Source organism: Arthrobacter sp. 9V (genome assembly GCF_902506065.1).
In the GTDB taxonomy this organism is placed as follows: domain Bacteria; phylum Actinomycetota; class Actinomycetes; order Actinomycetales; family Micrococcaceae; genus Arthrobacter.
Genome location: NZ_LR732912.1, coordinates 960,241 through 986,804, shown reverse-complemented (window position 1 = coordinate 986,804; position 26,564 = coordinate 960,241). Strand labels below are relative to the sequence as shown.

The window sequence follows — 26,564 nt, the reverse complement described above, 5'->3', positions numbered from 1 at the left end:
TTCTAGGACCGTATGCCGATCCTTCACCGGACGCAGATAACTCGCTGAAGTCGTGCACAACGCCGCAGTCCATCCGACCAAGTTCAACGTACCGTGTTCGGAGTTGCATGGGGGACTTACTCTGGCACGTAAGGAAGGGTGTTCACCAGGCGTGCAAGTTCAGCCTGAACCCGTCGGACCTCTTGGGACTCAAACCCAACACGCGTGTGAAACTCCCGTTCATCGAGAGCCTCCAGGGTCTCGCGCAAAGATCCCCAAAATATTTCAAGCTCATCTACGGTTAGCGTCAGCCTGACTTCCGCTACAGGTACTACCTCAGGATCAAATTCCAGCTGCATAGTTCACTTCCAAAATTCCGGCTAGGGACGTGAAGCAATCGTAGCCATCTCGTTGCTGCCGAGCTTCAGCCCGAAGGCGTACGAAGTTGGGTTTTCCGCGTCCGGTGAAGGATCCCTGACCGGGCACTCGACTAGGTTGCTGTTGACTGCATGGGGGCGTGTCATTTACCGAAGTAGGGGCCGCTGATCGGTATACCGGGGCGGAAGATTCAGGTTGGCGCGGCGCAGCTGCGCCGTGAGTGTGATCTACGAGTAGAACTGTTCGTACTGCGCTTTCATCTGCGGTCCTAGAAGAAGAACAACGTCAGCTCCTGGCTCCGACAGCAAAGGGAGATGCTCGATGAAGGAAACCGCAATGGCGTTGTCAACGTCGTCTTTCGTATCTGACATACCCGCAAAGTGAACCTCTAGCCAGGACAGAAGTTGGAGAATCTGAAGGGGTTGAGAGTCTTGTTCCGCGACTACCCATCGGCAAATGTCAGCGATCAGCAAATGAGGCAGGAGATCCCCGTCATTGTCCTTGATGTGCTCGTCATAGCTCGGACGGAGATGAGGATGATCGGCAATCAGATCGCGCATAAACTGCCGGGAATCTCGATTGCTCATACTCGTACATCACATCCCTCGTTTCCCGCACTACCTGCTGGTCTCTGACGCTCATGATAGGCCTTCCAAGGCCAAGACAAGCTGGGCCGACCATCAGACGCGCTGCCGTCCCGTTGCAGGATCCCCCACCGAGACGCGCATCGCGAACGCCACTACAACCCTGCCCGCCTCAAGTGATTGGCTGCAAAGAGAGTTACCCAATTGGTGCAGAATGAGGTCATGGATGAAGTGTTCATCGGTCATCAGGGCGCGTTCCACTTCCATGTTGAACAAAGTGAGCGCAATTCGGACGGGACGTCCGATTACCTCATAGTCACGGTGGACCTTGAAGGACTTCGAGCCAGTAAACGGGTCTACGACTACGACAAATGGTCGCCCCTTCTTTCCTACTTCGAGGAACTCGAACATAACTGGCGGGGCTGGGACGGCGACAAGAGCTTCAAGTCTCTGGAGGGAGACTTTGGACTCTCCGCAAAACACGATGGTCACGTCCGTGTCTTCTTCGAGCTAGAGGACTTCGACCGGCCGAATGCCTGGGCGGCCAAGGGAGAGATCATTTTGGATCCAGGCGAAGAACTGACAACTGCCGTGGAAGAGCTGCGGGCCTTACTTTCTGCACGGTGAGGGACCAGCTTACGGGCGCACCAGGGGCCCTAGAATCAAGAGCAGTAGCTTCCCGGTACGCGCCTAGCCCCGAACCCAGAAAGTAAGGCATGACATCTTATTGGCGACAAGACGCGCCCTCGAACCTCGTAGAACTCGCTGTCGGGAAGTGCCTCATAGCTGAGATGGACCAAGATCGCTGGACCACTCTCGCGGAGCTTACGGGCACAAAAGACCAGACTCACAAGCATCCCCGGCTGCTCCGAGCGCTACGCTTCGGTGACGATGATTACGACGGACATGTCTACGAAATGGTTCCCATAATCCTTGGTGCCGAGGTGACCTGGGGAGAGCCATATTCGTCTCAGGACGTTCAGACACGCTTTCCCAGGCTCGCGATGGTCGCCGACTTCATCGACCTGCCAGCGTGGCTAGCCCTCAACGAGCCCGACCTCTACGAGAGGTTGTTGTCCGACGATGGCAATCAAGCAACTCTGCCGGACGGAACGGTGCTGTCCCAGGCCGAAGCGATCGCGGTGCGTTTAGGTGTCGCTGAGATGCGAAGGCAAGTCGAACGTATTAGACGCGACTATGCCAGCGACCCTGAAGCGGCGATCGGCCAGGCCAAGGAGTTGATCGAGAGTACTTGCAAAACGATTCTCGATATCACAGGTGACAGCGACGAAAAACATGACGTTCCCGCCTTGGTAAAACAGACCCTCCTGCACCTTGGGCTGGACCCGAGCCAAGTTACCTCGGGTCCAGATGAACGGGCTGCGAAACGCCTTCTTGGTGGGGTTGCAAGCATCCTGACTGGCGCTGCCGAGCTGCGAAACGCACGCGGAACCGGTCACGGCCGCAGCGGGGCCGAGCTCGTTAACCCATCTGTCGCTCGGATGGCTGTCGGCGTTGTGCTGCCGGCAGTGATCTTTCTTATTGAGAGTTGGGAGGCTTTGGTGGCGATGCCGTCCGAGCCGCCGTTGGCCGACAGCGTACCCGTGATTGCCGCGAGAATCGGCGGGACGCTTCGACACGAAACATATGGAGAGGGACAAGTCCTGAATTCCGAAGCGACACGACATGGAACAGTCGTAAGCGTCGACTTCGGTCCAAGGATTGGAAAACGCCGCGTCCTGATCCATGGAAAGTGATTAATCGTTCAAGGGCACTGACTGCAATCCATCGAAGATGCCCGGTGAACCATCCCTTAACGGACGGTATCGTTTCGACTTTGGCAGCAGGCCACCGGCCGGCAGCGGGCGGAGCTCAGGTGTGCCGGCTTCGGGCACGAGAGCCTAACTGGAGGTTCAGTGCAAAACCGCAGTGTCAATCTGTGCCCGAGCTGTGCTTTTAGGCTGCTCGCCACGCGGGCCGGGCCTATCCCGAGCAGCTGGCGATTGCGTAGCCTCCGCTTGATGTGTTGGTTGAGACAACGGTGCCGTCAACAGTAATTCTGCACGTGACTGTTCCAGAGGCACCATTATTCTGAGCGGAAATATAGGTGAAACTACCTCGGTTCATCGTGTACGTGATGCCTCTTGTCCCCGTAGTTCTGTTCGCGAGCGGAACAGCCTTGCCGTTGAGCTGGACGGTCCCACTTGTCGACTGCAGGGTGACGTCAACACCCCCAGCTGTGCCTTCGACCTCATAGAGAACCTCAACAGTGCTCTTGTAGCTGGACGAGCTGCTGGTACTCGTTTGAGACCGGGAGGAACCCAGAACCATGCCGAAAATAATGCCAATTGCAGCGGCAATAAAAAGGATTACACCGATGATTTGCAGCACCCTCGTCCACTTCGGTCCCTGATACTGACCTGCCGGTCGCTGTGCTGTCTGGTAATTGCCGTCGGTCATGGTGCCCCCAAAAGTGTCGGATGTCCGGGCTCAGATTACTCGATGGCAGCTCGAAACGGCCGGTCCTTGTCGGCGAGCATACGCTGGCCGAACTGGCCGAGCTGTTTCGGGTGTCCCGGACCAGCGTTTACCGTGAGCTCCAACGACGCTCCACCTGAAGAGCGGTGGGGGCCAACTACTGGCCAAGAATGCCCATTTCACAGCGCTAAATGTCACCCTCGATGGCTAGGCTGATCCTTCAGATGCTGCAGGACGCACGCCCCCGAGGCGGACACTCACTGCATGCTCCTGTCGACTGCCTTGAAACGCTAGAGTTTCGAGGCGCCAAGGTTTCGAGACACGTTGAGTGCGGCTACTCCCAGTTTGGGGTACCCGTAAGGGGATCCCGTAACGGGCGAACGTAGGCTGGTTCTTGCCGGACCAAGCCCATTCTTCCCACACCTCCGATACGGGGACCGTTCGCTGGGCTTCAGGCCTCATTCCAAATCATGGCGGCGAACCAGTCTGCCGTCATAGACCGCATCTCGATGTCGCCGTCCGGTTCGAGGACGCAAAGCAGAGCACGGGCCGTTCTCCCTTCCGGCGTCTTCAGATCAGCGCCTCTGGGGAACAAGTGTAGGTAGTCCCAAGTTTCGGACTTAGCCGACTCTAAATCATCGGCGCTGACGGCGCTGTCGCCGCGCCAATAAGCTTCAGCGATCCGCAGGGGTGATTGAATCTCCGACGGAATGGGAAGAACCGACAGATGCTGAAGCAGCAGCTTCATCAGGCCATGCCACTGATCTATGCCTTCCGCAATTGATATCGCTTCGGCAGCTGCTAGAAGCTCCACATTTTTCAATACCGCACTCCAATCTGGTCCAACACATTCCTACATCCGGAACACAGTGCGATCGCCCGTTCTTGCCGGCCTGTTGCTCCGTTGGCTAGTTACCGCTGGGAGGGCCGTCCCGAACGTCGGCCTCATCATGCGACAGCCTCAACCGCGACGTAAAGTCGACTTTCCAGCTGTCGAGTTCAAAGAGGTCGTCTTCCCGGTCCACATACAAGGCCAGCGCCACAGGAATACCGTCTATGTCCTTGAACCACCCTTCCGCGATGGTTCGTCCGTAGCGTGGACGGATCTTTCCCGAAGCGAAGCGGAGGCTGCCCATTCCCCCGTCATCCATGTCGGACACTCTCAGCGCCGTAAGATCAACGGGACCACGGTTCCATCCGGTTGCCCGGACCAAAAGTACCGACAGTATTAGGATTTCTCCGTCTTCTAGTGGTCCCTCCTTCATTTGAAGATCCTAGTGCTCAGAACTTTGAATATGTCCTTGGAGAGACCGCCCGTAAGCCGGTCGATCACCGTGCTGCCAAAGCCTGTTGCCACGCTCGGCGCCACTGCGGGCTTGGCCCATGTACGTAAGACCCGCACGATGAGATGCACGGTGACGGGGGGATTACTGCAACCATGTTTGTTCTGGCTGGAATGAAGATCGGCTAGGGCCCGGGCCTCGACCAAACGACCAGGACCTGATCGCACAGTCAAACGCTCTGCTGGCCCCTCGGTATTGAACGGAAACAGATCATCGTCGCCCACGGACTGACGGGAGCGAACCACGCCCGCCTGGCCTCCGTGCAGCGTCATGCCGACCACGCGACGCGTTCGGGGTGACCGAGCCTGACCGACTGGCGCTCCCTTGCGGATGCCCGGACATAGCCGATGACCTGACGGCTGTTGGGGTCACACCGTTGAACGCCAAGTGACAGGTTGTCGAGGCCGCCCGAATGAAGACTGCCAGCTAATAGAGTCCCATCTATGGCGACCTGGGATTTGGCTGAGGAGCTGAACCATCCGTTGGATTTTCTATTGATTCAGAACGGCTTCATCAGTTTTGTTCGTCGACAGGCGGTCCTCGTTGAAGCAATCTCCTGGCTACAAAACCACAGTTATAAAGTCTTGCAGGTTGACTCTGCCGCGTGGCAGACGCCGGACGACATGCACCGTGACATCGCCCGGGTTCTTGAGTTTCCCGCCGCCCTATTCGGACACCGCATGATGTGTCTAGTGAGTACCGCTGAGGCGGGGTTGGAGATCCCTCACGTTGGGACCGCCGTCGTTTCTTGGAATCATCGCGAATTCCGGAGCACCCGGTAAAGGATGCTCAATCGAGCGCCAAGCCGTACGGCAGCACCACAGGCTTACGGACAAGCAGTGGCTTCTGTGCATCGTGAGAGTATCAATGAATGACCCACAGCACCTCGCTTGAACTGCCGCCCCTCTACGAGTCCCTGACCTGGCTTACCCCGCTCTCCGAGGAACGCGCTGCACACCTTGTGGCGTTCCTATCCGACCCCGCGCCGGATGAGGTTCTGGACATGGGGTGCGGATGGGGTGAACTACTGCTTCGGGTTTTGGCGTCGGCCCCGGAGGCACGGGGACGGGGAGTGGACAGAGCTTCTGCGTTCATCGAGCGAGCGCGGCAACAAGCATTGACTCGTGGGCTGCTCGACAGAGCGACGTTTGATTCGATGCTTGGGCTGGAAGCCCAGGGTCGCCCGGCCCACGCTGTCATCTGCATCGGTGCGAGCCAGATATGGGGGCCGCCGGTAGAGGACGCGCAACCGCTCGACTACGCCGCAGCCCTGCGTGCCCTTCGGTCTCTGGTGCTTCCCGGAGGGCGGCTCGTCTATGGCGAGGCGATCTGGTCAGCAACACCTCACCCGGCTGCCACCGCCCCTCTGGCAGGACGTGATGACGAGTACCTAACAGAAGATGGGCTACGCGAGCAGATCCTCGCTGCTGGTTTCGAGGTGGTGACCCAGGACCAGGCAAGTGCTCAGGAGTGGGACGACTTCGAGGCCGGGTTCCGCGGCAGGTTTACCCGTTGGCTAGAAGCCCATGAAGCGGACCATCCCGCCGCAGAGCAGGTCCGCAGGCAATATGAGGAACAGCGCGCTGCTTATGAAGAGGGCTACCGAGGCGTACTTGGGATGGCGTATTTCTGCCTCCGGGGGTAGGAGTGCTCTCCCAATGTTTGTGAAGATCAGTTAAAGGTGAAGAAGGTCCGTTCCTGCAGGTCGATCATGGCGGTCCGCAGCTCCGGGTTGTCCCGCCAGGATGGCAAATTGGCCAAGATGCTGGAGCTGATGAAATCCATCATCTCGTTGACCGTGAATATTCCTACGCCTTGGGGAGACCACCGGACCTCGGGGGTGATCGGCAGGTTGCGGCCGTAATCCACGTTTGGTATCGGACTGACGTGCATGCCCAGTATTGAGGTAACTTGCTGGATCCCGGGGAGGGTCATGAAGCGGCGGGCCCCGTCGATGAGGCCTTCGTGGTTGTAGCTGAAGTACGCCTTGGGGCCGACGCCGTACCGCCCGTTCTGCTTCTGCGTCCATCCCAAGGGCGTGCTGGGCCAGTAGGAGCCGTTGGGGTCAACAAGGTAAACGTTGGAGCCATGCAGGACTGCGTGCTCAATGGGGAACTTCGTGTTGAGCGGTTTTCGTGGTGTGCCGGGAGCCCTGAGTCGGTGGAAGACGGTGACGCCAGGAATGACAGTGAGCATGTTGAGAAGTGCCGCGCTGATCCAGATGTGGCTGATAACGCCTTCGCCGCTACCTCTCCCCCAGGGAGACGTGACTTGGCGGTTGCCGTAGATGCGCTGGCCTATTGCCGCATTTCTGGCCTGATATTGGCTGTAGTCGGCGTTCCTCCATGCCCAGGTTTCGGGGTGGATGCTGTGCTTGTATAGCTGCGTTTCGAGACTGTAGGGGTCGGCGGCGCCGTGCTTGGACAAGGCGGTCCTCTCTCATGAGTGGGCGTGCAGGAGGGCGGCTTGGCCTCAGGCTGGTCTTCTCTATCCATCCAAACATGTGTCTAGGCCGCCGGATGATGCGGAGATCATTAGAGCTTTAAGGTTCCGGAGCGCCCTTAGACCAGTCCTCCCCGCCCCAGCGTTCTAAGGCAACGATCGCCTCCCGCAAGGCCAGCCCTTTATCGGTGAGGGCGTAGGCCCTGGTGTTGTGCCGAAGGGGCAGGCGGGACAATACGCCTGCGGCTTCAAGCTCACGCAGTCGGGTGGCGAGCATGTTGGTGGGCACTCCGAGGTCGCGTTGCAGATCGCCGTAGCGCTGTGGCCCGTCGAGCAGCCGCTCCACGATGAGCAGGGCCCACCGTGGTCCGACGACGTCGAGGGCCGCGGCGAGGTTGCTCACGCCGTCGGATCGACGTCCGGCTTCATCCAAAACGGCGAGTAGTGGTAGCCGTCGGGGTCATCGAATTGGCGCTGGTACATGAACGGGTAGTCGTCGGTGTCACCGATCCGTCCTCCGGCTGCGCCCGCGCGTTCGATGAGCTCGTCCACCGCCTCTCGGCTGCCGAGGTCGAAGGAGACGGTGACCTTCGAGGGAGTGTCGGGTCCACCGACCAGTTCCTCGGCGCCGCCGACGCTCGCGTACATTTCGCGGCTGCCGAGCATCACGTACTGCTCGGGAGCGATAGCGAAGCACGACACGTTGTGATCGGACATCTCGGTGTTGATGGTCCACCCGAGGGCGGTATAGAAAGCTGTGGCGCGCTCGACGTTGTCAACTGGGCAAGTGATAAATAGGCTCATGCGGCTCATACTTGCAAAATGCAAGTGCGACGTCAAGACCTGCCCGGCTTCACAATTCATTGCCTTTTTGTCCATGCGGCTATGTGCCCACGGACTCATCGGTGGAATGCTGTGTTAATGGATATCCAAGCGTGGTGGCCCTTGCTTGATGCGAAAACCCGCGACTGGCTCGTTGAACACAATGGCGAACCGCTGCCGCCAAACGTTGCCGCAAGCATCAGCGCTGTTCAAGGCACCCCTGACTCCAGGTACTGGGCAGCGGAATCACCAGATGGCCCTCAGCTTTCCGACGAAGCCGTGGACTGGATCGAGGCTGTAGCGAACCACGAGGATCCGACTTTCAGCTGAACCGCCCTACTACGGACTTTGCCATGGTCACTTGGATGAAGCGTGAACGCCGAGAGGGTTTCGCTCAAGCCCGCGGGACGTGAGCGAGCGTCACGCTCAAACCCGAGGGAAGTGAGCGAGCGTCACGCTCAAGCCCGCGGGACGTGAGCGAGCGTCACGCCCAAACCCGCGGGAAGTGATAGAGCATCACGCTCAAGCCCGCGGGACGTGAGCGAGCGACGCGGTGAAGCCCGCGGGATGTGAGCGAGCGTCGGGGTTACATGTCTGCGAGCGCGCCGCCCGGGTTTTCGATTGCGTCGGCGACGTACCTGAGGAAGCCGGCCGCGGTTTCGCCGTCGCACACGCGGTGGTCGAAGGCGAGGGTCAGCTCGGTGACCTTGCGGACGGCCAGCTCACCGTTGACCACCCAGGGCTTGTCGATGATGCGGCCCACACCCAGCATGGCAACCTCAGGGTAGTTGATGATCGCGGCGGAGCCGTCCACACCAAACACGCCGTAGTTGTTCAGCGTGAAGGTGCCGGAGCCCAGTTCCGTGGGGGTCGCTTTTCCTTCACGCGCGACGGCGGTGAGTCGGCGGATCTCTGCGTCCAGTTCTCGGGCACTCAGCTCATGGGCGTTCCGCACGGACGGAACCACGAGTCCGCGGTCGGTCTGGGCAGCGAAGCCGAGGTTGATACCGCTAAACCCGACGATCTCCTGTGAGCCGTCCGAAGCAGTCTCCAAGCGCGTGTTCAGGGCCGGGTACTTTTTTAACCCAGCCGTGACAAAACGAGCAATGAAGGCCAGCAGTCCAGGGGTGTCGTGCGGTGCACGCTTCTTGAGCTCCGCCCGCATCTCCAGCAGCGCGGTGGCGTCCACATCCACCCAAACCGTGGCTTCGGGGATCTCCGAACGGCTACGGGTCATGTTGGCCGCCACGGCCTTGCGGACACCGCGAACAGGCGTCCGCGCAGACACAGACAGACCAGTCCGGCCATCAACGGCACCCGTATCAGCAGAAGCGGCAACGGGAGCGGCAGCCGGAGAAGAGACAGGAGCGGAGTCAGGAGCCGAGTTAGGAACAGCAGGAGCAGCAGGCGCAGTAATTGCCGCCTCCACATCCCTGCGCATGATCAGCCCACTGGCACCCGAACCCTCAATCGCGTCGAGGGAAACACCATGGTCACGCGCCATCTTCCGCACCAGCGGCGAGATCACTGCACTGAGCTTGCCAGGGATCCGCGTCCCAGCCACGGAAGGCTCCATCACCGGCGCAGCAGCAGCAGGCTCAGCCACGGAAACAGCAGAAGAAGAACCAACCCCCACACTCGCCTTCCGCGGGCGGGTCCGTCCACCGCTCACTCCCCCGGGCGTTCCGTACCCAATGAGCACGTTGCCCGAGCCGGCTTTCTCCTCGGTCCGGTACGTCTCGGCCGCAGCTTCCACGGCGGACGAAACGTCAAGACCGGAGGACACCGGCGAAGGATCAACAGAACCAGCCGGAACAGCAACAGGAGCGGCAGCGGGCGAAGCCGCAGCAGAACCAGCGCGAGCGATCGAGATCAGCGGCTTGCCGACGTCGAGCGTTTGACCGGCTTCACCGTGCAGTTCGGCAACAGTGCCGGCGTAAGGCGAGGGCACCTCAACCATGGACTTGGCGGTTTCAACCTCGGCGATTGGCTGGTCAACCACAATCTGGTCGCCCACGGCAACGAGCCAGTTCACCAGTTCGGCCTCGGTGAGGCCTTCGCCGAGGTCGGGCAGTTTGAAGACCTGCATATCTGAGCTCATGGTTAGTCCTCCCATTGAAGGTCGTCTACGGCGTCGAGGATACGGTCGACGCTCGGCAGGTAGTAGTGCTCCAGCTTGGGAGACGGGAACGGGACGTCGAAGCCGGTCACGCGCAATATGGGCGCGGCGAGGTAGTGGAACGCGCGTTCCTGGACGCGGGCCACAATCTCGGAGGACACGGATGCGAACCCGTGGGCTTCGGCGATCACGACGGCGCGTCCCGTCTTGCGTACGGACGCGCACACGGTTTCGTCGTCGAAGGGGACGAGGGTGCGGACGTCGATGACTTCCAGGGACCGGCCCTCTTCGGCGGCGGCAGCTGCGGCGGCCAGCGCGGTGGGAACGGACGGGCCGTAGGCGATCAGTGTGGCGTCCGTGCCGGGACGGGCAACAGCTGCGCGGCCCTCGGTGGAGGTGCCGGCGTCGTGCTCTGCTCGGAGGGCGCCCAAGTCCACCTGGTCCTTGGACCAGTAGAGCTTCTTGGGTTCCATGAACATAACGGGGTCATCGGAGTCGATTGCTTCGCGGAGCATGCGGTAGCCGTCGGCCACGGTGGCCGGGGTGTAGACCTTCAGGCCGGCGGTGTGGGCGTAGTAGGACTCGGAGGAGTCGCAGTGGTGCTCCACTCCCCCGATGCCGCCGGCGTAGGGAACACGGATGACCATGGGCATTTTGAGTTTGCCCTTGGTGCGGTTGTGCATTTTGGCTACGTGGCTGACGATCTGCTCGAAGGCCGGGTAGGCGAAGGCGTCGAACTGCATTTCGATCACGGGGCGCATGCCGTTGATGGCCATACCCACGGCCATGCCCACGATGCCGGATTCGGCCAGCGGGGTGTCGAAGCAGCGTTGTTCGCCGAATTCGGCCATGAGGCCGTCGGTGATGCGGAAGACGCCGCCCAGCATTCCCACGTCTTCGCCGAAGACCAGGACGGAGGAGTCGGCGCGCATGGCGTCGGCCATGGCGGTGTTCAGCGCCTTGGCCATGGTGAGGCTCTGCGGGCCGGTGGCTTCAGCAGTGGCCGCGGCGGAAGCGGCGGCGCTGGCGGTGGCCGCGCTGACGTTTCCGTTTACGGTGGTGGTGACGGTCATTTTGCGCTCTCCGTTCCGGAGTGGTCGGTGTTGCCGCTTGAAGCGCGGGCAAGTTCGCTGGCGAGGAGCTCGGACTGTTCTTTGAGCTGCGGCGTTTGCTTGTCGAAGACGTACTTGAAGAGGTCCAGCGGCTGGACGGGAACATCCTCACCCAAGCCTTCGCGGAGCTGGGTGGCCACGGCCTCTGCATGCGAAGCGATGCGCTCACTTGCGGCGTCGTCCAGCAAGCCCTTGTCCGTGAGGTAGGACTTCATGCGTGCCAGGGGATCCTTGGCCTGCCATTCGGCAACTTCGCTGTCCGGGCGGTAGCGGGTGGCGTCGTCGGCGTTGGTGTGGGCCTGCATGCGGTAGGTGTGGGCTTCGATCAGCAGCGGGCCGGAACCGTCGCGGGCCAGCTTCACGGCCCGGTCCATCACTGCGAGCAATGCGACGAGGTCGTTCCCGTCAACGCGCTCACCGGCCATGCCGTAGCCAACAGCCTTGTGGGCCAGCGACGGCGCCACGGACTGGTGGCTGAGCGGTACGGAGATGGCGTACTTGTTGTTCTGCACGAAGAAGATGACGGGCAGGTGGAAGACGGCGGCGAAGTTCAGGGCTTCGTGGAAGTCGCCTTCGCTGGTGGCGCCGTCGCCGCACATGGCCATCACTACCGTGTTTTCGCCGCGCAGCTTGGCGGCGTGGGCAACGCCCACGGCGTGCAGCAGCTGGGTGGTCAGCGGGGTGCACTGGATGCCCACGTGGTGCTCAGAGGGATCGTACCCGCCGTGCCAGTCGCCGCGGAAGATGGTCATCACCTCAACGGGGTCCACCCCGCGGGTCATGACGGCGACGGCGTCACGGTAGGTGGGGAACAGCCAGTCGCCTTCGCTGAGGCACATGGCAGCTGCAACCTGGCAGGCTTCCTGGCCGTGGCTTGAGGGGTAGACGGCCATGCGGCCCTGCCGGACCAGCGCAGAGTTCTGATCGTTGACGCGGCGTCCGACGACGAGCTGCTCGTACGCGGCCATCAGTTCAGAGTCGCCGGGCGTAGGGTATTCGTGGCCGGGTTCGGTGCCTTGCTCGTCATGGGAGCGGAGGGTGCCGTCCGGGTTCACCATTTGGATCTGGTGCCGGGCGGGGAGCATGTAGTCCTCAACGCTGATGCCGAATTTTGTCCGAACGTCAGCAGCCGGGTCCTCTACAGCCGTTTCCGGCGCAGAGTGATCTGCGTGGATCGTCATTGGTCCGTCCTTCTCTAGCCACTATGTGCTTCCAGTATGTTCCCCGGGCTTGTTTCGTATCCAGCTTTCGGCCAAATCATGGAAGCCCTTGCCTAAACTGGGTACTCTGAAAGACGAATTGCAATTGTGAGCTGGGTAACGTGCCCGTGCTGTAGACGAATTGGAGAGCCAGTGAGCGAGGCCGAGGCGGAGCAGACCGCCGTACCGCTGGACAGTGTGGACCAGGACATCATCCGCGAGCTGACCACCGATGGGCGCATGTCCATCACACAGGTGGCGGAGAACGTCCATATCAGCCGCGCCCACGCCTACTCCAGGATCGCCAGGCTCACCGGTGAGGGGGTGCTGACCAAGTTCACGGCGCTGGTGGATCCCATCAAGGCGGGCCTGCGGTCCTCGGCGTACGTGACGTTGAAGGTGCAGCAGCATTCGTGGCGCGAGCTGAAGGAACAGTTGCGGGCCATCCCGGAGATCCATCACATTGCTTTGGTGGGCGGCGACTTCGACGTCATCCTCCTGGTCCGCGCCACGGACAACATCCACCTCCGCCGCGTGATCTTCGATCAACTGCAATCCATGGACGGCATCCTGGACACCCAAACCTTCCTGGTGTTCGAGGACGTAGATACCCGGTGACGTTTCAACGGAAGCTCGCCTGGACACTGGTGGCTGCTGTTTTGGCGGGTGTGCTGTGGCTGATTGCCGCCTACCAGCTCTTTCACAATCCGCCTCACTCAACTCCCCAGCGGACCGACGCCATTGTGGTGCTGGGCGGCATGAGCAGCGAACGCCTCCTGGTGGGCCTAGCCTTGCGGGACCAGTTGGGCATTCCAGACCTGGTGGTGATCACCACGGCCTGCCGGCCAACGCCGGTTCGGATGAGTTTTGTGAAGCGCACGACGGCGACCCTCACCTTGACTGCTTCCGTCCGGATCCGCTGAACACCAGGGGCGAGGCCTCCCGGCTCCGGGATCTTGCAGCGGAACGAGGATGGACGTCCGTGACCGTGGTGACGTCGGATTACCACCTTCAACGGGCTGGCACTTTGATGCAGCAGTGCATCACTGCCGATGTGCACATGGTGGGCACCAAGCCGGAGCTCTCCCCCGCTGGTTGGCTGGGGCGCTTTGTGGTGGAAACGGGTGGGCTGTTTGATGTGTGGTTGCGGCCTGAGTGCTGAATGTTCGGCACAGTCTCAGCATTCCGGTGTCCATGTTGAAGCTGAGACCCTGGCGCGGGGCTCGCCGGGTAAAGAGTTCGGGGTGCAGCGTGTGGCCTAAGGACCACAGGGAAGGAGACGGCTGCTAACGGAAGTGTGCGGTGTCCGTGTCTATCTTCATTAGCAGCGGAGAGGCTTCCGCCCGTAGCGTCGGAAGAAGGGTTTCCTGTGAGCGGTCAGGAGCAAACCATTCTTCAGGTCATTTTCTCGTGACATCCCCGGCTATCGAAAAGTTGAATTGTAGTGTTCAGATCACGTTTAGGGGTCTGGAGGGGTGACCGACAAGTGAGCCCGCACTGCTCGAACGACTTCCAATACCGCCTAACGTGCTAACTCGTCATTTTGTGTCATGGGCTGAACGATCATGAAACATTCATGACACTGGTGACCGCTACAATGATCAGGACTCGTACGCTGGGTGTGGCCGGGAAGCGCCTGCTGACTAAAGCACGACCGCAAAAACAAGGGGACCCTGACTTTGGAAATTCGTGACTACTTGAGCGTTCTTCGGCGCAACTGGATTCTGATAACGGCGCTGACGCTCTTGGGGCTACTTTGTGCAGGCGTAGCAACCGTGCTCATAAAGCCCACCTACACTTCTGAGACGCAGCTTTTTGTTGCGATTCAGAACTCGGGGTCTGTGCAGGAACTGCAGCAGGGCAACACGTTCAGCCAGGCACGCGTGCAGTCATACGTCAAAACCGCGACAACACCCGTGGTTCTTCAACCAGCTATTGACAGTCTTGGTTTGGATCAAACCCCGGTTCAGTTGGCATCAAGAATCAAGGCAACCACAGACCTAAACACCGTTCTCATCAACATCTCGGTGACGGACCAATCACCTGTTCAGTCCGCAGCGATCGCTCAGGCTGTGGGTGACAGCCTCATCAGGACCGTTGAGAATCTAGAGAAGCCTTCTACTGACGGTGTTTCTCCGATCAGACTCTCCGTCGTCACGCCTGCTGTGGCCCCAGCACAACCGTCTGCACCCAATGTCCGCGTGAACTTGGCCGTTGGCTTACTGCTCGGACTTGCTTTGGGCCTCGGAACCGCCCTTCTGAGGTCGACTTTGGATAGCAGAATCCGAGGTGAAGCCGACTTGCGTCGAGTCACCAGCGCCCCTGTCCTTGGTGGAATTTCTTTCGATCCCCAGGCTGCTAAAACACCGCTTTTGACACAATCGGCGACTCAATCTCACCGTGCTGAGTCCTTCAGGCAGCTCCGCACGAATCTCCAATTCGCCAATGTGGGTGGAAAAACAAAAACAATCCTCGTGACATCCTCGGTGCCCGGAGAGGGCAAGAGTACTACGGCCACTAACTTGGCAATTTCCCTGGCACAGGCCGGTAAGACCATATGCATTATCGACGCTGACCTCAGACGACCGATGATCAACACCTATCTGGGCTTGGACAGGAATGCCGGACTGACAACTGCTCTGGTGGCTGAAGCTGACGTAGCTGACCTGTTGCAGCCTTGGGGCGAAGACAACTTGTACGTGCTCACGTCCGGGCAGATTCCTCCCAATCCGAGTGAACTTCTCGGCTCTGAGGAGATGCGGCAGCTCCTTCAACGGCTCGGACAGTCATTTGACACGATTATCATCGATGCACCGCCGCTTCTGCCTGTCACCGACGCTGCCGTACTTTCGCAGTACGTCGATGGTGTTGTCATGGTGGTAGGCGCCCAAAAACTCACCCACCATGTACTCCAGAAGTCCCTTCAATCGCTGGAAATGGTGGGGGCCAGGTTGCTGGGAGTCGTCCTCAACCGTTTGCCCACTAAGGGCCCGGACGCGTACACGTACAGCTACACCACCTATGACGCCTCCGAGATTCGAGAAACCAACCGGACTGCGCGCAATACTCGACGCAACGCTCAGGCGGTTGCTCCTGGCGCGCAAGGCTCAGCAGGGCGCAGACTCCTTGTCGGAGGCGGGCCGGAGGATGCCGACGTTTATGCACGCTCAAACAACCGCCCTGAATAGCGCCGGCCATCTGCGGCCCGTCATTTGGGTTTTGGCACCGGGTCGGGCCCGAGGCAGCTCGATCCTCCATAGCTTCATATCTGGTGACGCCTCAGTTGGTGGCCCGTGACAAGCCGGAGGATTGCAGGACAGTTCCTTTGGGTGTCAGCAGGTCGGGTTCTCGGAGCACTTTTACAGACCATTACGTTCGTCCTCGTTGCCCGCAACGCCGGACCCGTGGAATTTGGACTTCTGGGAGCTGCATTCGGCATCGCTACCGTGATTCAAACCGGGTTTGATTTTGGACTTTCCACGCTGATCGTTCGAGAACGAGCGACCGAAAAACACAATCCGATAGTCACAGACGCCCTAAGACTTGCCGATGTGAACGCCCTCTACCTGTCAGCGGCCGCTGCAATACTCCTCCTTGGCGCCGGGCTCTTCTTAAATCCGGTCTTTTTCATGATGCTCCCATTGGCTGTCTGGGTGGGCGCAGAGCGGCAGGCAGACACCTGGCTGGGGGTCCCCTTGGCGGACGGCGATGCAAAGGTCAATACGGTTAATCTCGTCCTCCGTAGAGCGGCTGCCCTTGGGCTCTATTCAGCAATGATTGCCCTTAGCGTTCCAGCCATTCTTGCGTTTTCCGTATCCCTTGCGATGGCATCACTAGCGTCGTCCGTGGCCGTAAGGCGATACGTGGCGGGCTTGATCATGGTCCGCAGGATCGAGCATGGTCGTCAACATATTTTTTCTGTTGCTCGCCCATACTGGATCAACTCCTTGGGAACTCAAGCCCGGAACTTGGATTCAGCTATAGTCTCTGCCGTGGCGGGCCCGTTTCAGGCTGGGCTCTACGGCGTGGCCAGCAGGACAACGGGTCCGATGAGGATTTTGTCTACATCGTTGGCTACCGTCATACTCCCTGCTGCAGCTAAGGCAAGTCCACGGGGGGTTCGTCGCTTGGTCGCACTCACCCTAGGTGTTTGCTTATGTTTGGGTATCCTCTACTCCGCGATCATCTTTCTCACCCCATGGCTTGTCGTTACGTTTCTAGGAGATGCGTACGGTGAGGCGGTATTACCGATCCAACTTGCAATCGGTGGGTTGGTATTCGCGGCGGCCGCATCTCTCTTTGGATCCATACTTCAAGGTGTAGGAAAACAGAGATTCGTTGCGAAAACCGCAGTTGGCACCACGATTGTGTGCCTATTGGGTGCCTCCGTGGGATCCGTTCAATTTGGTGCCATCGGGGCAGCCACAGGCCTTGCTGCTTCATTTACGTTTCAGGCCTTAATCCTTGCGATCGGAATACTCGCCTGGTTCAGAAAGAGCGCCTGACTTCCTGAGGAAAAAATGACAAATACACTACATATCAGCATTGCTGCACAGTCAGATAACTTGGGTGATGTAGAAATTAGGCGTCAACTAATAGAGCAATTTCTGCAGCGCGGATACCATCTTGTGGTATTCACTGGAAACATGCCCCAGACATATATTGATGCGTTCCGCCTGCCCTCCGGAGCTAAAGTGGTCTCTAATCCACTCGCCTTCCAAGCATCGGTACTGCGTAACGCACTTCTAGGGCGAGCTAGCCTGGCCTACGCACCCGGACCACACGTTCTCACCGACTCGCCAAAGGCTTTGGCTAAGGCTGCTGCGGTCTTGGGCCTATGCGCATTTGTGCGCCTTCGTGGGGGCTCGCTCAGCGTGATTGGACGCTCGCTACGAGGTACAGGACGCCTTTCAATTGGCCTGGAGCGAGCCCTAAGTGCCATGGCTACCAGTTATGCAATGCGCGATACCGCTTCAGCACCTGTCCTTGGACGTTCCGCTGACGTCATGCCGGATATGGCATTCATGCGCAATGCATCCGTCGACAACTCTGTTGCTGGACAACGCGATATCGTTGCTCTGTCATTCCGGAGCGATCGTGCGGTCAACCTTGACGGCTTAGTCTCCTTGATCGAAGCGAGTCAGGCGCGGGGACTGAAGCCTGTCTTCATTACCCAAGTACGCCGCGATGACGAAGTCCATGCGGAGCTAAGTAAGATTTTGGGCATCGATGCGGTTCTGTGGGAAAACAGAACGCATTCCGAACAAGAGGAAGTGATCGAGCATTACTACTCACGTTCGCACGCGGTTGTCAGCAATCGTCTTCATTCTCTGCTGTTCGGCGTGGCCCATCAGGCATTCCCAGTTGCACTCCACGAAGAGAATCACAACAAGATACCCACGACCCTAAAGCCCTGGGTTGACTTCGATAGTTTGGTACTTGATGACCCGGACTTCGCATTCCTAAGCCGGACTGAAAGTGATCGCAAAGTCCTAAGCGACTCGGCAAAAGCTGCAGGCACTGTCCTCGGAAAGTACATATCTTCCAAAGTCCCGGACCATTCTTGAGCGGCCGGCGAACGGCGGACCAGGTGCCGCCGTTCGCCCCCACGCAGTCTTTGTCGCATCAAACTCGGGAAATTGCCTCGCTGTGCCGCTTTTGGTCGAGAATATCCGTGAAACGGTCACCGACTTTCCTTGCGGGGTTCCCGACGACGATTGAATACGGAGCCACGTCCTTAGTGACAATTGCACCAGCTCCGACGATGGCCCCTTCCCCGATAGTCACACCACCTAGAATGATGGCCGAGGCGCCAATCCAGACATCGTTACCGATATCAACACGGTCCCGGGGTTCTTCGGCGCGATCTCCGACCCAGGTTGCGTGAAGCATGGGCACGCCGACTTCGTCAACCGCATGATCGTTACGGCCGATTATTTGCACGTGCATGCCGATCATGACGTAGTCTCCGAACTTTCCGTCGACTTGAATTACTGAGCGCGGCCCGATCGCGACATCTGCGCCTACCTCCAGGCTGTGCGGGGGCGACACAATGGCGCCGCGACCAACTCTGAAGTTGTCGCCGTGCGTTACATTTCCGCGGGTGGCCAAGAACGACAGTAGCCGGCGTGCTGTCCGAGTCAACGGACGCGGTATCACAGACCTAGTCGATAGTGTCATCTTAGGGAATACTCCGTTCAGTCAGGCAGGGTTTGGGGTAGGCCTTGGAGAGCTGTCCTAAGCCCTTCAGCCATTGCCTCAGCCGAGTATCGTCTCTTCGTGAATTCGCTGATAGACACATTGGGCAGTTGCTCACGCTTTTGCCACGCTCCACGGATCGATTCCGCCAGTGCCTCAGCAGAATCCGATTCGAACCACGTCACGCCGCCAGAGTCGGCCAACTCGATTTCAGGAGAATGTTGCTCGTCCTTCGCGACGATCATGGGAATGCCGAAACCCAGACTTTGGGTCAAACCTAGGCCTGCGAAACCAGTTGATGTCGTAGCTATCGCAGTACTGTAGTGGGATTTCAGAGCTTCGGGTTCGTCTATCCAGCCAGCAAATTCTACTTTTTCTTCTATTCCTAGCTCACTGACCTGATTCTCTAACTTCGATTGCTCGCTACCACCCCCCACGAGAGTGAGACGAAGCTCGGGAATACTGGCCGCAGCTAACGCAAACCCCCGAACCAATAGATCAACCTTCTTTGCAGGCTCAAAGCGTCCGACATAAAGAACAGAATTGCGCTGGAGCCCTGGCGTCTCAGCTGGCACCATCAGGTCAAGGGGATACAAAGAGTTCGGAGCAACCCAGACAGGCCCCTCGGGCAAGTCCGACATTGCCTTTGCCCTATCCCTGTAGGTGTACGAAATCGTTCCGTCCGCCAAGCGCCTCATTGCGAGTCGCAGCGGTGCAGTCTTGGCGTCTGAGCCCGCCTGTGGATGAATGTGCCCCCATACCAAGGTGCGCTTACCGCGTAGGACTCTTCGCGCAACGAGGAGCCCCCATGATGAGAGACTTCTCGGGTTAAGATCAAGCACCAAATTGGGAGTTGCGACTACGCGGTGGAACCCGCCCTGGACAAATAACTTCTTCCGCAACAACCGAGCCATGGGGACTCGGCGGTAGAGATCAGGTGAAATACCCGTTTTCACTGTTTCGTCCAAGTGACTCTCGGAGACGAGGATTTTCAAGCTGTCGCCGAGGGAACCTACAAGGTTATTTATGCAGGCTTGACGATACTTCGGCAACACGGCCAAGAAAAGGGCATATTGAGTCGGGGATGTTTCAGATTTCAAGATCGTTCACTTTTCGTTGCAAAGCGGTGGTCCAGAACCTGAGGAGGGTTCGGGCTTCCGAAGATGGCATTGGGCGGTATGACGGTCTTGGCCGGCACAACTGTATTTGGTGTCACGACTGATGAGGCACCCAAGGTTGCGCCACCCAGCACCATACAGCGGGAAGTAACCCACACACCCGACTCAATTGTGACGGGACTCGTCATCAGCGCCATGTCGGTACGAAGCGCATGACTGCCGGTGGTTATGAAGGTCTCTTGTGAAATAACACAATTGTCTCCGACTGTTACTACGTCCTGATTGTGAAACCAGACGCCTTCGCCGATCCAGCAGTTATCCCCGATGGTCAGGTTCCATGGGAAAGAGACGCGAGTTCGAGGACGGAATGTGACGTTTGAGCCGATCTTGGCCCCGAACTTCCTAAGAACGGCGGTACGCAAACGAGAGCTGATCTGCCAAGAGTTAGTGACCAGCAGGCGTTCAGTGACGGCCCACAGATAGATGTGTGACTTAGGACGACTCCAAGCCATCCGCTCCCCCGGAGCGCTAGCCAAGTCGATTACGGGTACGTCCGCTGTCATACCCGTCGCCTTATCATCTGATGCGTCCATTGCGCCTCTCAACAAATATGTAGAGTTGTTTACACAACTGTGACAGAGACAGCATATTCTTTGACTGTGAACAATCCCAAGCTCCGAGTCACAATCATAGGACTCAACTACTCCCCCGAGCCCACAGGCAACGCGCCCTACACAACGAGCTTGGCTGAGGGGCTGGCGGCATCAGGCCACCAGGTCACGGTGCTCACCGGCTACCCACATTATCCGATGTGGGAACGAAGCCCCGAATACACAGGCTGGGTGCGCTCGGAGCTCACTAATGGTGTGCGGGTAAAGAGGCTCCGCCATTACGTTCCACGAAAACCCACCATGGTCAACCGTATGCATATGGAACTTAGCTTCGGGCTCCGTGTCATGTTCGCCAGGTGGGGCAAGCCTGACGCAGTTCTGGTCGTCAGCCCAGCGTTATTTTCTAGCGGGATGGCCATAGCCCGAGCCAAATTGCGACCAAAGCGACCTGCCGTCGGACTGTGGGTACAAGACATATACAGCAGGGGCATCGTAGAAACCAGGTCTGGCGGGAGTGTTGTCGCCAAACTCATGGGCACCTTAGAATCAGCAATCCTCCAAGGTGCAGATGGAGTTGCGGCCATCCATGACCGATTCAAGAACTTCATCGTAGATTCACTTTCAGTTTCACCGGAACGAGTGAAGGTCATCAGGAACTGGACACATCTGCCTGCTGCTCCAGTAAGTGGGCAGCAAGAAATGCGCGCGAGGTTAGCCTGGGAACCTGACGACATTGTCGTGTTGCACGCCGGCAATATGGGCATGAAGCAAGGCCTGGAGAATGTCGTTGACGCAGCTCGTATCGCGGAAGAGTCTGACAGCCGGCTGAAATTCGTACTCATGGGCGATGGCAACCAACGTCGGAAGCTTGAGGAAATGGCCGTGGGTCTGCGGCGCATTGACTTCTTGGATCCTCTACCCGGTGACGAGTTTCAAGTCGCGCTCTCAGCGGCTGACTTTCTGTTAGTAAACGAACTTCCCGGTGTTAAAGACATGGCCGTGCCAAGCAAGCTGACGTCCTACTTCAACGCTGGAGTACCCGTAGTTGCTGCAACAGACGATGGAAGTGTCACAGCCGCGGAAATCGCCGCCTCAGGAGGCGGACTGCGCGTCGACGCGGCCTGTCCAGCGAAATTAGTGGAGGAGCTCGAACGGTTATCCCAAGAAACTCAAGAAAAACTGGACATGGCCGCTAACGGCCTGAAGTTTCGCCAAGTCACATTGTCCGAAGATACTGCCATCGCCCACTATGATGAGTTCCTGTCGAGCATCGTCTCGACACGGAGCCGCTAGGCCCACCCGACTCTTCAACGCATAAATTCTCTAATGGGGGGATCCATGGTAAAGCGCGCGCTAATTACTGGTATCACTGGTCAGGACGGGTCGTACCTGGCCGAGCTTCTTCTCAAGAAGGGCTACGAAGTCCATGGTCTTATTCGACGGGCTTCAACATTCAACACGGCGCGAGTCGATCATCTCTACGTTGATCCTCATGACCCTAGCGCCAAACTCTTCTTGCACTACGGTGACCTGAGTGACGGCGCCCGTCTGGTGACGTTGATTGCAGAAATTAGGCCGGATGAGGTTTATAACCTTGCAGCCCAATCCCACGTAAGAGTTTCATTCGACGAACCTGAGCACACCGGTGACACCACAGGCATCGGTTCCATCCGCCTGCTCGAGGCCGTACGGATGTCCGGAATTAACACCAGGTTCTATCAGGCTTCCTCCTCTGAAATGTTTGGGGCGACACCTCCGCCCCAAAATGAAGAAACTCCGTTCTACCCGCGCTCTCCATACGGAGCCGCAAAGGTATACAGCTACTGGGTAACGAAGAACTACCGCGAAGCATATGGCATGTTTGCAGTCAACGGGATTCTGTTTAATCACGAATCACCGCGTCGCGGTGAAACTTTCGTGACGAGGAAGATCACCCGTGCCGTGGCAGCCATCAAAGCTGGCAAGCAAGACCTGCTGTACATGGGCAATCTGGATGCAGTTCGTGACTGGGGTTATGCCGCAGAGTACGTAGAGGGTATGTGGCGGATGCTTCAGGTCGACGAGCCCGACGACTTTGTGCTGGCAACTGGCGGCAACTACACAGTCCGTGATTTTCTGCAGATCGCCTTCGAGCACGCGGGCTTGAACTGGGAAGAGCACGTTCGCTTCGATGAGCGCTACCTCCGTCCCACTGAGGTCGACGCACTCGTGGGTGATGCATCGAAAGCTCACGAAAAGCTTGGTTGGAAGGCCACCGTTGAAACGCCTGAACTAGCTCGAATCATGGTTGACGCGGATATCGAAGCTCTTAAGCACGCCGGCAACCACTGGATCGACACGGTGGACCTTGAAAGCTGGAAGAGCTGATGACCGATTCAGTAGGCTTCCGGCCAGGTCCGCTTGAACGGGACGCAAGTTTCTATGTGGCAGGCCATCGGGGACTTGTCGGGTCGGCTATTTGGCGAAAGCTGGAGGAAGAAGGCTTCGAACGATTGCTCGGCCGAACTTCTTCCGAGCTTGATCTAAAGAATCGGGACGATGTGTTCGCATTCTTCGCAGAACACAAGCCACGCTACGTAGCCTTGGCGGCAGCCAAAGTCGGCGGGATTCTCGCCAACAGTACCTACCCTGTCGATTTCCTGAGTGACAACTTGAGAATCCAGGTAAATGTTCTTGACGCAGCACGCGAACACGGTACGGAGCGGTTGCTCTTTCTGGGATCCTCATGCATCTATCCGAAGTTTGCTGATCAGCCGATTCGGGAAGATTCACTTCTGACCGGACACTTAGAGCCCACAAATGATGCCTACGCAATCGCGAAGATCGCCGGCATCATGCATGTCCAAGCAATCCGACGCCAGTACGGCTTGCCATGGATTTCTGCAATGCCAACAAACCTTTACGGACCTGGCGACAACTTTTCTCCCAACGGATCGCACGTCTTGCCTGCCCTTATCCGCCGTTATGACGAGGCTGTTGCAGAAGGTGTCTCTAGCGTTACGAATTGGGGGTCGGGGTCGCCTCGCCGAGAGTTCCTTCACGTAGATGACATGGCTTCTGCCTGCCTTCACTTGTTGGAAAACTACGATGGTCCGGAGCAAGTCAACGTTGGAACTGGTTCTGACGTGACCATTAAGGAGCTTGCCGGAATCGTCGCTGATGCGGTGGGATACGACGGCGACATTGAGTGGGACGCATCAAAACCCGATGGCACACCTCGGAAACTCCTTGACGTATCAAGTCTTGCCCAAGCGGGATGGAAAGCATCCATTGGCCTCGAAGAAGGGATCCGTTCTACTGTCGCTTGGTACCGTTCAAAGCACGGACAAGTCCGTAGCTAGTTGTCGCTGGGTTCATCGTTCTTGATACCGAAAGTGGGGGGACTCTTTTGAGTCGCGACAAGGCATGGCAAATACAGGCGTCCAGGAGACTCCGGGTTGCAGACGCTTTCGTCATAATATGGGCAGTCGTTGGCGCGTATGTGATTCGTTTTGGCGTTGAACCCGACTTCGTTATCTCCGGCCAGGAACCCAACTATGTGTGGGTCTCCATTGCCCTTGCCGTCGTATGGTGGTTCATGCTGGGCGCCTGGAACAGCCGACAAAGTCGAATTCTCGGCGCAGGACCAGACGAATACAAGCGTGTCGCAGCGGCCTCACTCTGGCTTTTCGGCCTGGTGGCAATCATTTCCTACTCTTTGAGAATCGAGACCGCTCGAGGGTACGTGGGTATCGCATTGCCAGTCGGATTGGCTGGGCTGCTTCTCGCCCGGTGGCTGCTCCGCCAACACCTCAGCGTGGCAAGACAAAAAGGCGACAGCATGTCTCGGCTTCTACTGCTAGGCGGCCCTAGTGCTGTGGCACACCTCGCGTCGTCGCTGCACGGAGCAAAACACTCCGGATATCTACCCGTCGCGGCTTACACCCCAGGTGTCGTTGGAACTCCTAGCATCGAACCCGAATCCGGGTTACCGATTCTTGGCCATCAGGCAGATACAACATCCGTCCTCGCTGCTATAGAAAAATGTGATGCAGATGCGGTCGCAGTCTCCGCGGGCGTCCAGCTCCACCCCCAAACCATCCGCCACCTGGGGTGGGAACTTGCAGCTCGAAACGTTGGCCTGATCATGGCACCGGCTCTTACGGACATCGCAGGGCCGCGCATTCATACGCAGCAGGTTGCTGGGCTCCCGCTAATCCACGTGACTACGCCTACCCTCGAGGGCGGGCAGCGAGTTGCCAAACGTCTTTTTGACATAGTGGTTTCTGGGCTACTTATCATTTTGGCCGCGTTGCCAATGCTTGTCATAGCAGTACTTGTGAAGCTCGGCAGCAAAGGACCTGTCTTATTCAGACAGGATCGCGTAGGCATGGAAGGAAAACACTTCCAAATGCTTAAATTCCGTTCCATGGTTGTGGACGCTGAAGCACGCCTGGCTGAGCTGCAGCAGCGCAATGAAGGCAACGGGCTGCTCTTCAAAATCAAGGACGACCCCCGGATAACACGCATCGGAGGTGTGCTTCGCAAGTACAGCTTGGATGAGCTCCCTCAGCTGTTTAACATTCTGGCTGGCTCAATGAGTCTGGTTGGCCCCAGGCCGCCCCTGCCCCGGGAAGTCGAGGCATACGAACACGACGTCCGACGCCGTCTCCTGGTCAAGCCCGGGTTGACAGGACTTTGGCAGGTAAGTGGCCGCTCGAACCTTTCCTGGCAAGATTCGGTTCGGTTGGATCTCTATTACGTCGAAAATTGGTCGCTAGCTGGCGACCTCGTCATCATTCTCCGCACAGTCCGTGCTGTATTCCACAGCACTGGCGCTTACTAGCAAATAACCGCGCAGAGAACTGCGGAAGGAACCAATCGAATGCGTATTTCAGTTATTGGCTGTGGCTATCTTGGCGCTGTCCACGCCGCCTGTATGGCCAAACTGGGTCATGAAGTCGTCGGAATCGACGTAGATGCCCGCAAGATCTCTGATCTTTCAGCTGCGAAAGCACCATTCTATGAGCCTGGTCTCGAAGCATTGCTTGAGGATGTACAAGAGACCGGACGCCTTACATTCACCACCGACATGTCGGCTGCAGCAGGCAGTGATGTCCACTTCATTTGCGTCGGAACGCCCCAAAAAAAGGGCGAAAACGGCGCCGACATGACCTATGTGGACGCTGCAACTGTTGGACTCCTTCCTCATTTGGCTGCCGGAAACCTCGTGGTCGGAAAGTCAACTGTGCCTGTTGGGACAGCAGCTCGGCTCGCTTCCTTGATCTCAGAACACCAACCAGATGCCCACCTAGTCTGGAACCCCGAATTCTTGCGTGAAGGTCATGCCGTCGACGACACACTCCACCCCGATCGGTTCGTATACGGAGTGAGCGACGGTTCAGAAGAACACGTGGCTGTAGCGGTTTTGGACGAGGTATATGCATCTCCCCTTGCAAGCGGTACACCGCGTCTCGTGACGGACCTGCCCACGGCCGAATTGGTCAAGACAGCAGCAAATTCGTTCCTTGCAACCAAGATCTCATTCATCAATGCGATGGCTGAGCTATGTGAGGCAGCTGGAGCGGACGTTACTCGGCTTGCGGACGCTATCGGCATGGATGACCGAATCGGGCGGAAGTTCCTTCACGCCGGGATCGGATTCGGAGGTGGCTGTCTCCCCAAAGATATTCGAGCATTCATGGCTAGAGCCGGGGAACTGGGTGCCGATCAGGCTCTGACCTTCCTCCGCGAAGTCGACGCTATCAACATGCGACGCCGGACACGGGTGGTGGAGCTTACCCGCGAGCTTTGCGGCGACGGTCTCTTAGGTAAACGAATTACGGTTTTGGGGGCAGCATTCAAGCCCGAAAGCGATGACGTCCGCGACTCTCCCGCTCTCAGCATTGCAGCCCAATTGCAATTGCAAGGGGCTGTGGTTACTGTCACCGACCCTAAGGCGTTGGGGAACGCTGCACGTCGCTTTCCTGAACTGCAGTATGTGCAAGACGTCGAAACGGCTCTCCAGAATGCTGACATCGTATTGCTCCTGACGGAATGGCAGGAGTACCGGGAGCTCGATCCGCATGTTTTGGCCAGGACCGTTGCAGCACCGAGGATTCTAGATGGCCGCAACGTATTGGATCCTGCCAAATGGCGAGCAGCGGGTTGGCTCTACCGTGGGCTGGGACGGCCGTAACCA

29 protein-coding genes and 1 pseudogene are annotated in these 26,564 nt (G+C 58.2%); 16 read left to right on the top strand and 14 right to left on the bottom strand.

Going from position 1 to position 26,564, the window contains the following annotated elements:
- Nucleotides 1-584: 584 nt before the first annotated feature.
- The gene (locus BACI9J_RS04655) at nt 585-944 is read right to left on the bottom strand and encodes a DUF7674 family protein (RefSeq protein ID WP_159733382.1); all 360 of its coding nucleotides are present in this window, start codon (nt 942-944) and stop codon (nt 585-587) included.
- 219 nt (nt 945-1,163) lie between these two features.
- Here BACI9J_RS04655 and BACI9J_RS04650 point away from each other — a divergent pair, with 219 nt between their 5' ends.
- A complete protein-coding gene (locus BACI9J_RS04650; RefSeq protein ID WP_159733381.1) occupies nt 1,164-1,568 on the top strand; it encodes a DUF6228 family protein in 405 nt (134 codons plus the stop codon).
- Nucleotides 1,569-1,657: 89 nt separating this feature from the next.
- A complete protein-coding gene (locus BACI9J_RS04645; RefSeq protein WP_159733380.1) occupies nt 1,658-2,698 on the top strand; it encodes an abortive infection family protein in 1,041 nt (346 codons plus the stop codon).
- A gap of 226 nt (nt 2,699-2,924) precedes the next feature.
- Here the strand turns inward: BACI9J_RS04645 and BACI9J_RS04640 are convergent, their stop codons facing one another.
- The 4 genes from BACI9J_RS04640 to BACI9J_RS04625 all read right to left on the bottom strand — a co-directional run bounded on the left by BACI9J_RS04640 (nt 2,925) and on the right by BACI9J_RS04625 (nt 5,034).
- Nucleotides 2,925-3,401, bottom strand: a complete 477-nt coding sequence (locus BACI9J_RS04640; protein ID WP_159733379.1) for an MmpS family transport accessory protein — start codon at nt 3,399-3,401, stop codon at nt 2,925-2,927.
- A gap of 469 nt (nt 3,402-3,870) precedes the next feature.
- Complete coding sequence (locus BACI9J_RS04635; protein ID WP_159733378.1) at nt 3,871-4,242, bottom strand: hypothetical protein; 372 nt, start codon at nt 4,240-4,242, stop codon at nt 3,871-3,873.
- Between the two features lie 85 nt (nt 4,243-4,327).
- Nucleotides 4,328-4,684 (bottom strand): DUF6984 family protein, encoded by a 357-nt coding sequence (locus tag BACI9J_RS04630; protein WP_159733377.1) that lies wholly within the window; start codon nt 4,682-4,684, stop codon nt 4,328-4,330.
- Complete coding sequence (locus tag BACI9J_RS04625) at nt 4,681-5,034, bottom strand: hypothetical protein (RefSeq protein WP_159733376.1); 354 nt, start codon at nt 5,032-5,034, stop codon at nt 4,681-4,683. Before BACI9J_RS04625 ends, BACI9J_RS04630 begins: the two co-directional genes overlap by 4 nt.
- A 171-nt stretch (nt 5,035-5,205) precedes the next feature.
- Here BACI9J_RS04625 and BACI9J_RS04620 point away from each other — a divergent pair, with 171 nt between their 5' ends.
- Nucleotides 5,206-5,544, top strand: coding sequence for a hypothetical protein (locus tag BACI9J_RS04620; RefSeq protein ID WP_159733375.1), 339 nt, complete (start codon nt 5,206-5,208; stop codon nt 5,542-5,544).
- 89 nt (nt 5,545-5,633) lie between these two features.
- A complete protein-coding gene (locus BACI9J_RS04615) occupies nt 5,634-6,407 on the top strand; it encodes an SAM-dependent methyltransferase (RefSeq protein WP_159733374.1) in 774 nt (257 codons plus the stop codon).
- Between the two features lie 26 nt (nt 6,408-6,433).
- Here BACI9J_RS04615 and BACI9J_RS04610 read toward each other — a convergent pair whose 3' ends face one another.
- From BACI9J_RS04610 to BACI9J_RS04600, 3 genes are all read right to left on the bottom strand, one after another.
- Entirely contained in the window at nt 6,434-7,189 is a 756-nt protein-coding gene (locus tag BACI9J_RS04610) for a hypothetical protein (RefSeq protein WP_159733373.1), read from the bottom strand.
- Nucleotides 7,190-7,304: 115 nt separating this feature from the next.
- Nucleotides 7,305-7,607, bottom strand: a complete 303-nt coding sequence (locus BACI9J_RS04605) for a winged helix-turn-helix transcriptional regulator (protein ID WP_159733372.1) — start codon at nt 7,605-7,607, stop codon at nt 7,305-7,307.
- Nucleotides 7,604-8,008, bottom strand: coding sequence for a VOC family protein (locus BACI9J_RS04600; protein ID WP_159733371.1), 405 nt, complete (start codon nt 8,006-8,008; stop codon nt 7,604-7,606). Before BACI9J_RS04600 ends, BACI9J_RS04605 begins: the two co-directional genes overlap by 4 nt.
- A gap of 117 nt (nt 8,009-8,125) precedes the next feature.
- Between BACI9J_RS04600 and BACI9J_RS04595 the strand changes: the two genes are divergently transcribed.
- Complete coding sequence (locus tag BACI9J_RS04595) at nt 8,126-8,356, top strand: hypothetical protein (protein WP_159733370.1); 231 nt, start codon at nt 8,126-8,128, stop codon at nt 8,354-8,356.
- 256 nt (nt 8,357-8,612) lie between these two features.
- On the opposite strand, the gene BACI9J_RS04590 is transcribed toward BACI9J_RS04595, so the two are convergent.
- From BACI9J_RS04590 to pdhA, 3 genes are read right to left on the bottom strand one after another with little or no spacing between them, the layout of a single operon-like run.
- The gene (locus BACI9J_RS04590; protein WP_236558433.1) at nt 8,613-10,127 is read right to left on the bottom strand and encodes a dihydrolipoamide acetyltransferase family protein; all 1,515 of its coding nucleotides are present in this window, start codon (nt 10,125-10,127) and stop codon (nt 8,613-8,615) included.
- Nucleotides 10,128-10,129: 2 nt separating this feature from the next.
- On the bottom strand, nt 10,130-11,218 hold the full coding sequence (locus BACI9J_RS04585) for an alpha-ketoacid dehydrogenase subunit beta (protein WP_142938199.1): 1,089 nt from the start codon (nt 11,216-11,218) through the stop codon (nt 10,130-10,132).
- Entirely contained in the window at nt 11,215-12,438 is a 1,224-nt protein-coding gene (gene pdhA, locus BACI9J_RS04580) for a pyruvate dehydrogenase (acetyl-transferring) E1 component subunit alpha (RefSeq protein ID WP_159733368.1), read from the bottom strand. The genes BACI9J_RS04585 and pdhA overlap by 4 nt, the downstream gene beginning before the upstream one ends.
- Before the next feature lie 171 nt (nt 12,439-12,609).
- Between pdhA and BACI9J_RS04575 the strand changes: the two genes are divergently transcribed.
- From BACI9J_RS04575 to BACI9J_RS04555, 6 genes are all read left to right on the top strand, one after another.
- Nucleotides 12,610-13,074 (top strand): Lrp/AsnC family transcriptional regulator, encoded by a 465-nt coding sequence (locus tag BACI9J_RS04575; RefSeq protein ID WP_159733367.1) that lies wholly within the window; start codon nt 12,610-12,612, stop codon nt 13,072-13,074.
- Nucleotides 13,071-13,379, top strand: coding sequence for a hypothetical protein (locus tag BACI9J_RS24285; protein ID WP_236558877.1), 309 nt, complete (start codon nt 13,071-13,073; stop codon nt 13,377-13,379). Before BACI9J_RS04575 ends, BACI9J_RS24285 begins: the two co-directional genes overlap by 4 nt.
- Nucleotides 13,380-13,438: 59 nt before the next feature.
- A complete protein-coding gene (locus BACI9J_RS24740) occupies nt 13,439-13,618 on the top strand; it encodes a hypothetical protein (protein WP_442858633.1) in 180 nt (59 codons plus the stop codon).
- Nucleotides 13,619-14,135: 517 nt separating this feature from the next.
- The gene (locus BACI9J_RS04565) at nt 14,136-15,644 is read left to right on the top strand and encodes a polysaccharide biosynthesis tyrosine autokinase (protein WP_159733366.1); all 1,509 of its coding nucleotides are present in this window, start codon (nt 14,136-14,138) and stop codon (nt 15,642-15,644) included.
- A gap of 105 nt (nt 15,645-15,749) precedes the next feature.
- Complete coding sequence (locus tag BACI9J_RS04560) at nt 15,750-16,961, top strand: lipopolysaccharide biosynthesis protein (RefSeq protein ID WP_328699792.1); 1,212 nt, start codon at nt 15,750-15,752, stop codon at nt 16,959-16,961.
- Nucleotides 16,962-16,976: 15 nt separating this feature from the next.
- A complete protein-coding gene (locus BACI9J_RS04555; RefSeq protein ID WP_159733364.1) occupies nt 16,977-18,023 on the top strand; it encodes a hypothetical protein in 1,047 nt (348 codons plus the stop codon).
- 58 nt (nt 18,024-18,081) lie between these two features.
- On the opposite strand, the pseudogene BACI9J_RS24735 reads toward BACI9J_RS04555, so the two are convergent.
- The 3 genes and pseudogenes from BACI9J_RS24735 to BACI9J_RS04540 all read right to left on the bottom strand — a co-directional run.
- A pseudogene (locus tag BACI9J_RS24735) lies at nt 18,082-18,291 on the bottom strand (DapH/DapD/GlmU-related protein); the annotation flags it as partial.
- Nucleotides 18,292-18,653: 362 nt separating this feature from the next.
- On the bottom strand, nt 18,654-19,295 hold the full coding sequence (locus tag BACI9J_RS04545) for a glycosyltransferase (protein ID WP_159733363.1): 642 nt from the start codon (nt 19,293-19,295) through the stop codon (nt 18,654-18,656).
- 455 nt (nt 19,296-19,750) lie between these two features.
- Nucleotides 19,751-20,335, bottom strand: coding sequence for an acetyltransferase (locus BACI9J_RS04540; protein WP_159733362.1), 585 nt, complete (start codon nt 20,333-20,335; stop codon nt 19,751-19,753).
- 96 nt (nt 20,336-20,431) lie between these two features.
- Between BACI9J_RS04540 and BACI9J_RS04535 the strand changes: the two genes are divergently transcribed.
- The 5 genes from BACI9J_RS04535 to BACI9J_RS04515 are packed head-to-tail and all read left to right on the top strand — an operon-like array spanning nt 20,432 to nt 26,561.
- Entirely contained in the window at nt 20,432-21,676 is a 1,245-nt protein-coding gene (locus BACI9J_RS04535; protein ID WP_236558432.1) for a glycosyltransferase family 4 protein, read from the top strand.
- Between the two features lie 45 nt (nt 21,677-21,721).
- Complete coding sequence (gmd, locus tag BACI9J_RS04530; protein ID WP_159733361.1) at nt 21,722-22,750, top strand: GDP-mannose 4,6-dehydratase; 1,029 nt, start codon at nt 21,722-21,724, stop codon at nt 22,748-22,750.
- A complete protein-coding gene (locus BACI9J_RS04525) occupies nt 22,750-23,724 on the top strand; it encodes a GDP-L-fucose synthase family protein (protein ID WP_159733360.1) in 975 nt (324 codons plus the stop codon). The genes gmd and BACI9J_RS04525 overlap by 1 nt, the downstream gene beginning before the upstream one ends.
- A 47-nt stretch (nt 23,725-23,771) precedes the next feature.
- Nucleotides 23,772-25,208 carry a sugar transferase gene (locus tag BACI9J_RS04520; RefSeq protein WP_159733359.1) on the top strand — a complete coding sequence of 479 codons (1,437 nt, stop codon included), beginning with the start codon at nt 23,772-23,774 and terminating at the stop codon, nt 25,206-25,208.
- Nucleotides 25,209-25,247: 39 nt separating this feature from the next.
- Nucleotides 25,248-26,561 (top strand): UDP-glucose dehydrogenase family protein, encoded by a 1,314-nt coding sequence (locus tag BACI9J_RS04515; RefSeq protein ID WP_159733358.1) that lies wholly within the window; start codon nt 25,248-25,250, stop codon nt 26,559-26,561.
- Nucleotides 26,562-26,564: the final 3 nt, after the last annotated feature.

Coding starts and splice junctions, on each gene's coding strand:
- BACI9J_RS04540 (WP_159733362.1), bottom strand. CDS start 20,335: ATGACAGCGGACGTACCCGTAATCGACTTGGCTAGCGCTCCGGGGGAG.
- BACI9J_RS04545 (WP_159733363.1), bottom strand. CDS start 19,295: ATGTCGGACTTGCCCGAGGGGCCTGTCTGGGTTGCTCCGAACTCTTTG.
- BACI9J_RS04515 (WP_159733358.1), top strand. CDS start 25,248: ATGCGTATTTCAGTTATTGGCTGTGGCTATCTTGGCGCTGTCCACGCC.
- BACI9J_RS04625 (WP_159733376.1), bottom strand. CDS start 5,034: ATGACGCTGCACGGAGGCCAGGCGGGCGTGGTTCGCTCCCGTCAGTCC.
- BACI9J_RS04630 (WP_159733377.1), bottom strand. CDS start 4,684: ATGAAGGAGGGACCACTAGAAGACGGAGAAATCCTAATACTGTCGGTA.
- BACI9J_RS04595 (WP_159733370.1), top strand. CDS start 8,126: ATGGATATCCAAGCGTGGTGGCCCTTGCTTGATGCGAAAACCCGCGAC.
- BACI9J_RS04640 (WP_159733379.1), bottom strand. CDS start 3,401: ATGACCGACGGCAATTACCAGACAGCACAGCGACCGGCAGGTCAGTAT.
- BACI9J_RS04555 (WP_159733364.1), top strand. CDS start 16,977: ATGACAAATACACTACATATCAGCATTGCTGCACAGTCAGATAACTTG.
- pdhA (WP_159733368.1), bottom strand. CDS start 12,438: ATGACGATCCACGCAGATCACTCTGCGCCGGAAACGGCTGTAGAGGAC.
- BACI9J_RS04620 (WP_159733375.1), top strand. CDS start 5,206: ATGGCGACCTGGGATTTGGCTGAGGAGCTGAACCATCCGTTGGATTTT.
- BACI9J_RS04585 (WP_142938199.1), bottom strand. CDS start 11,218: ATGACCGTCACCACCACCGTAAACGGAAACGTCAGCGCGGCCACCGCC.
- BACI9J_RS04615 (WP_159733374.1), top strand. CDS start 5,634: ATGACCCACAGCACCTCGCTTGAACTGCCGCCCCTCTACGAGTCCCTG.
- BACI9J_RS04525 (WP_159733360.1), top strand. CDS start 22,750: ATGACCGATTCAGTAGGCTTCCGGCCAGGTCCGCTTGAACGGGACGCA.
- BACI9J_RS04590 (WP_236558433.1), bottom strand. CDS start 10,127: ATGAGCTCAGATATGCAGGTCTTCAAACTGCCCGACCTCGGCGAAGGC.
- BACI9J_RS04600 (WP_159733371.1), bottom strand. CDS start 8,008: ATGAGCCTATTTATCACTTGCCCAGTTGACAACGTCGAGCGCGCCACA.
- BACI9J_RS04655 (WP_159733382.1), bottom strand. CDS start 944: ATGAGCAATCGAGATTCCCGGCAGTTTATGCGCGATCTGATTGCCGAT.
- gmd (WP_159733361.1), top strand. CDS start 21,722: ATGGTAAAGCGCGCGCTAATTACTGGTATCACTGGTCAGGACGGGTCG.
- BACI9J_RS04650 (WP_159733381.1), top strand. CDS start 1,164: ATGGATGAAGTGTTCATCGGTCATCAGGGCGCGTTCCACTTCCATGTT.
- BACI9J_RS04645 (WP_159733380.1), top strand. CDS start 1,658: ATGACATCTTATTGGCGACAAGACGCGCCCTCGAACCTCGTAGAACTC.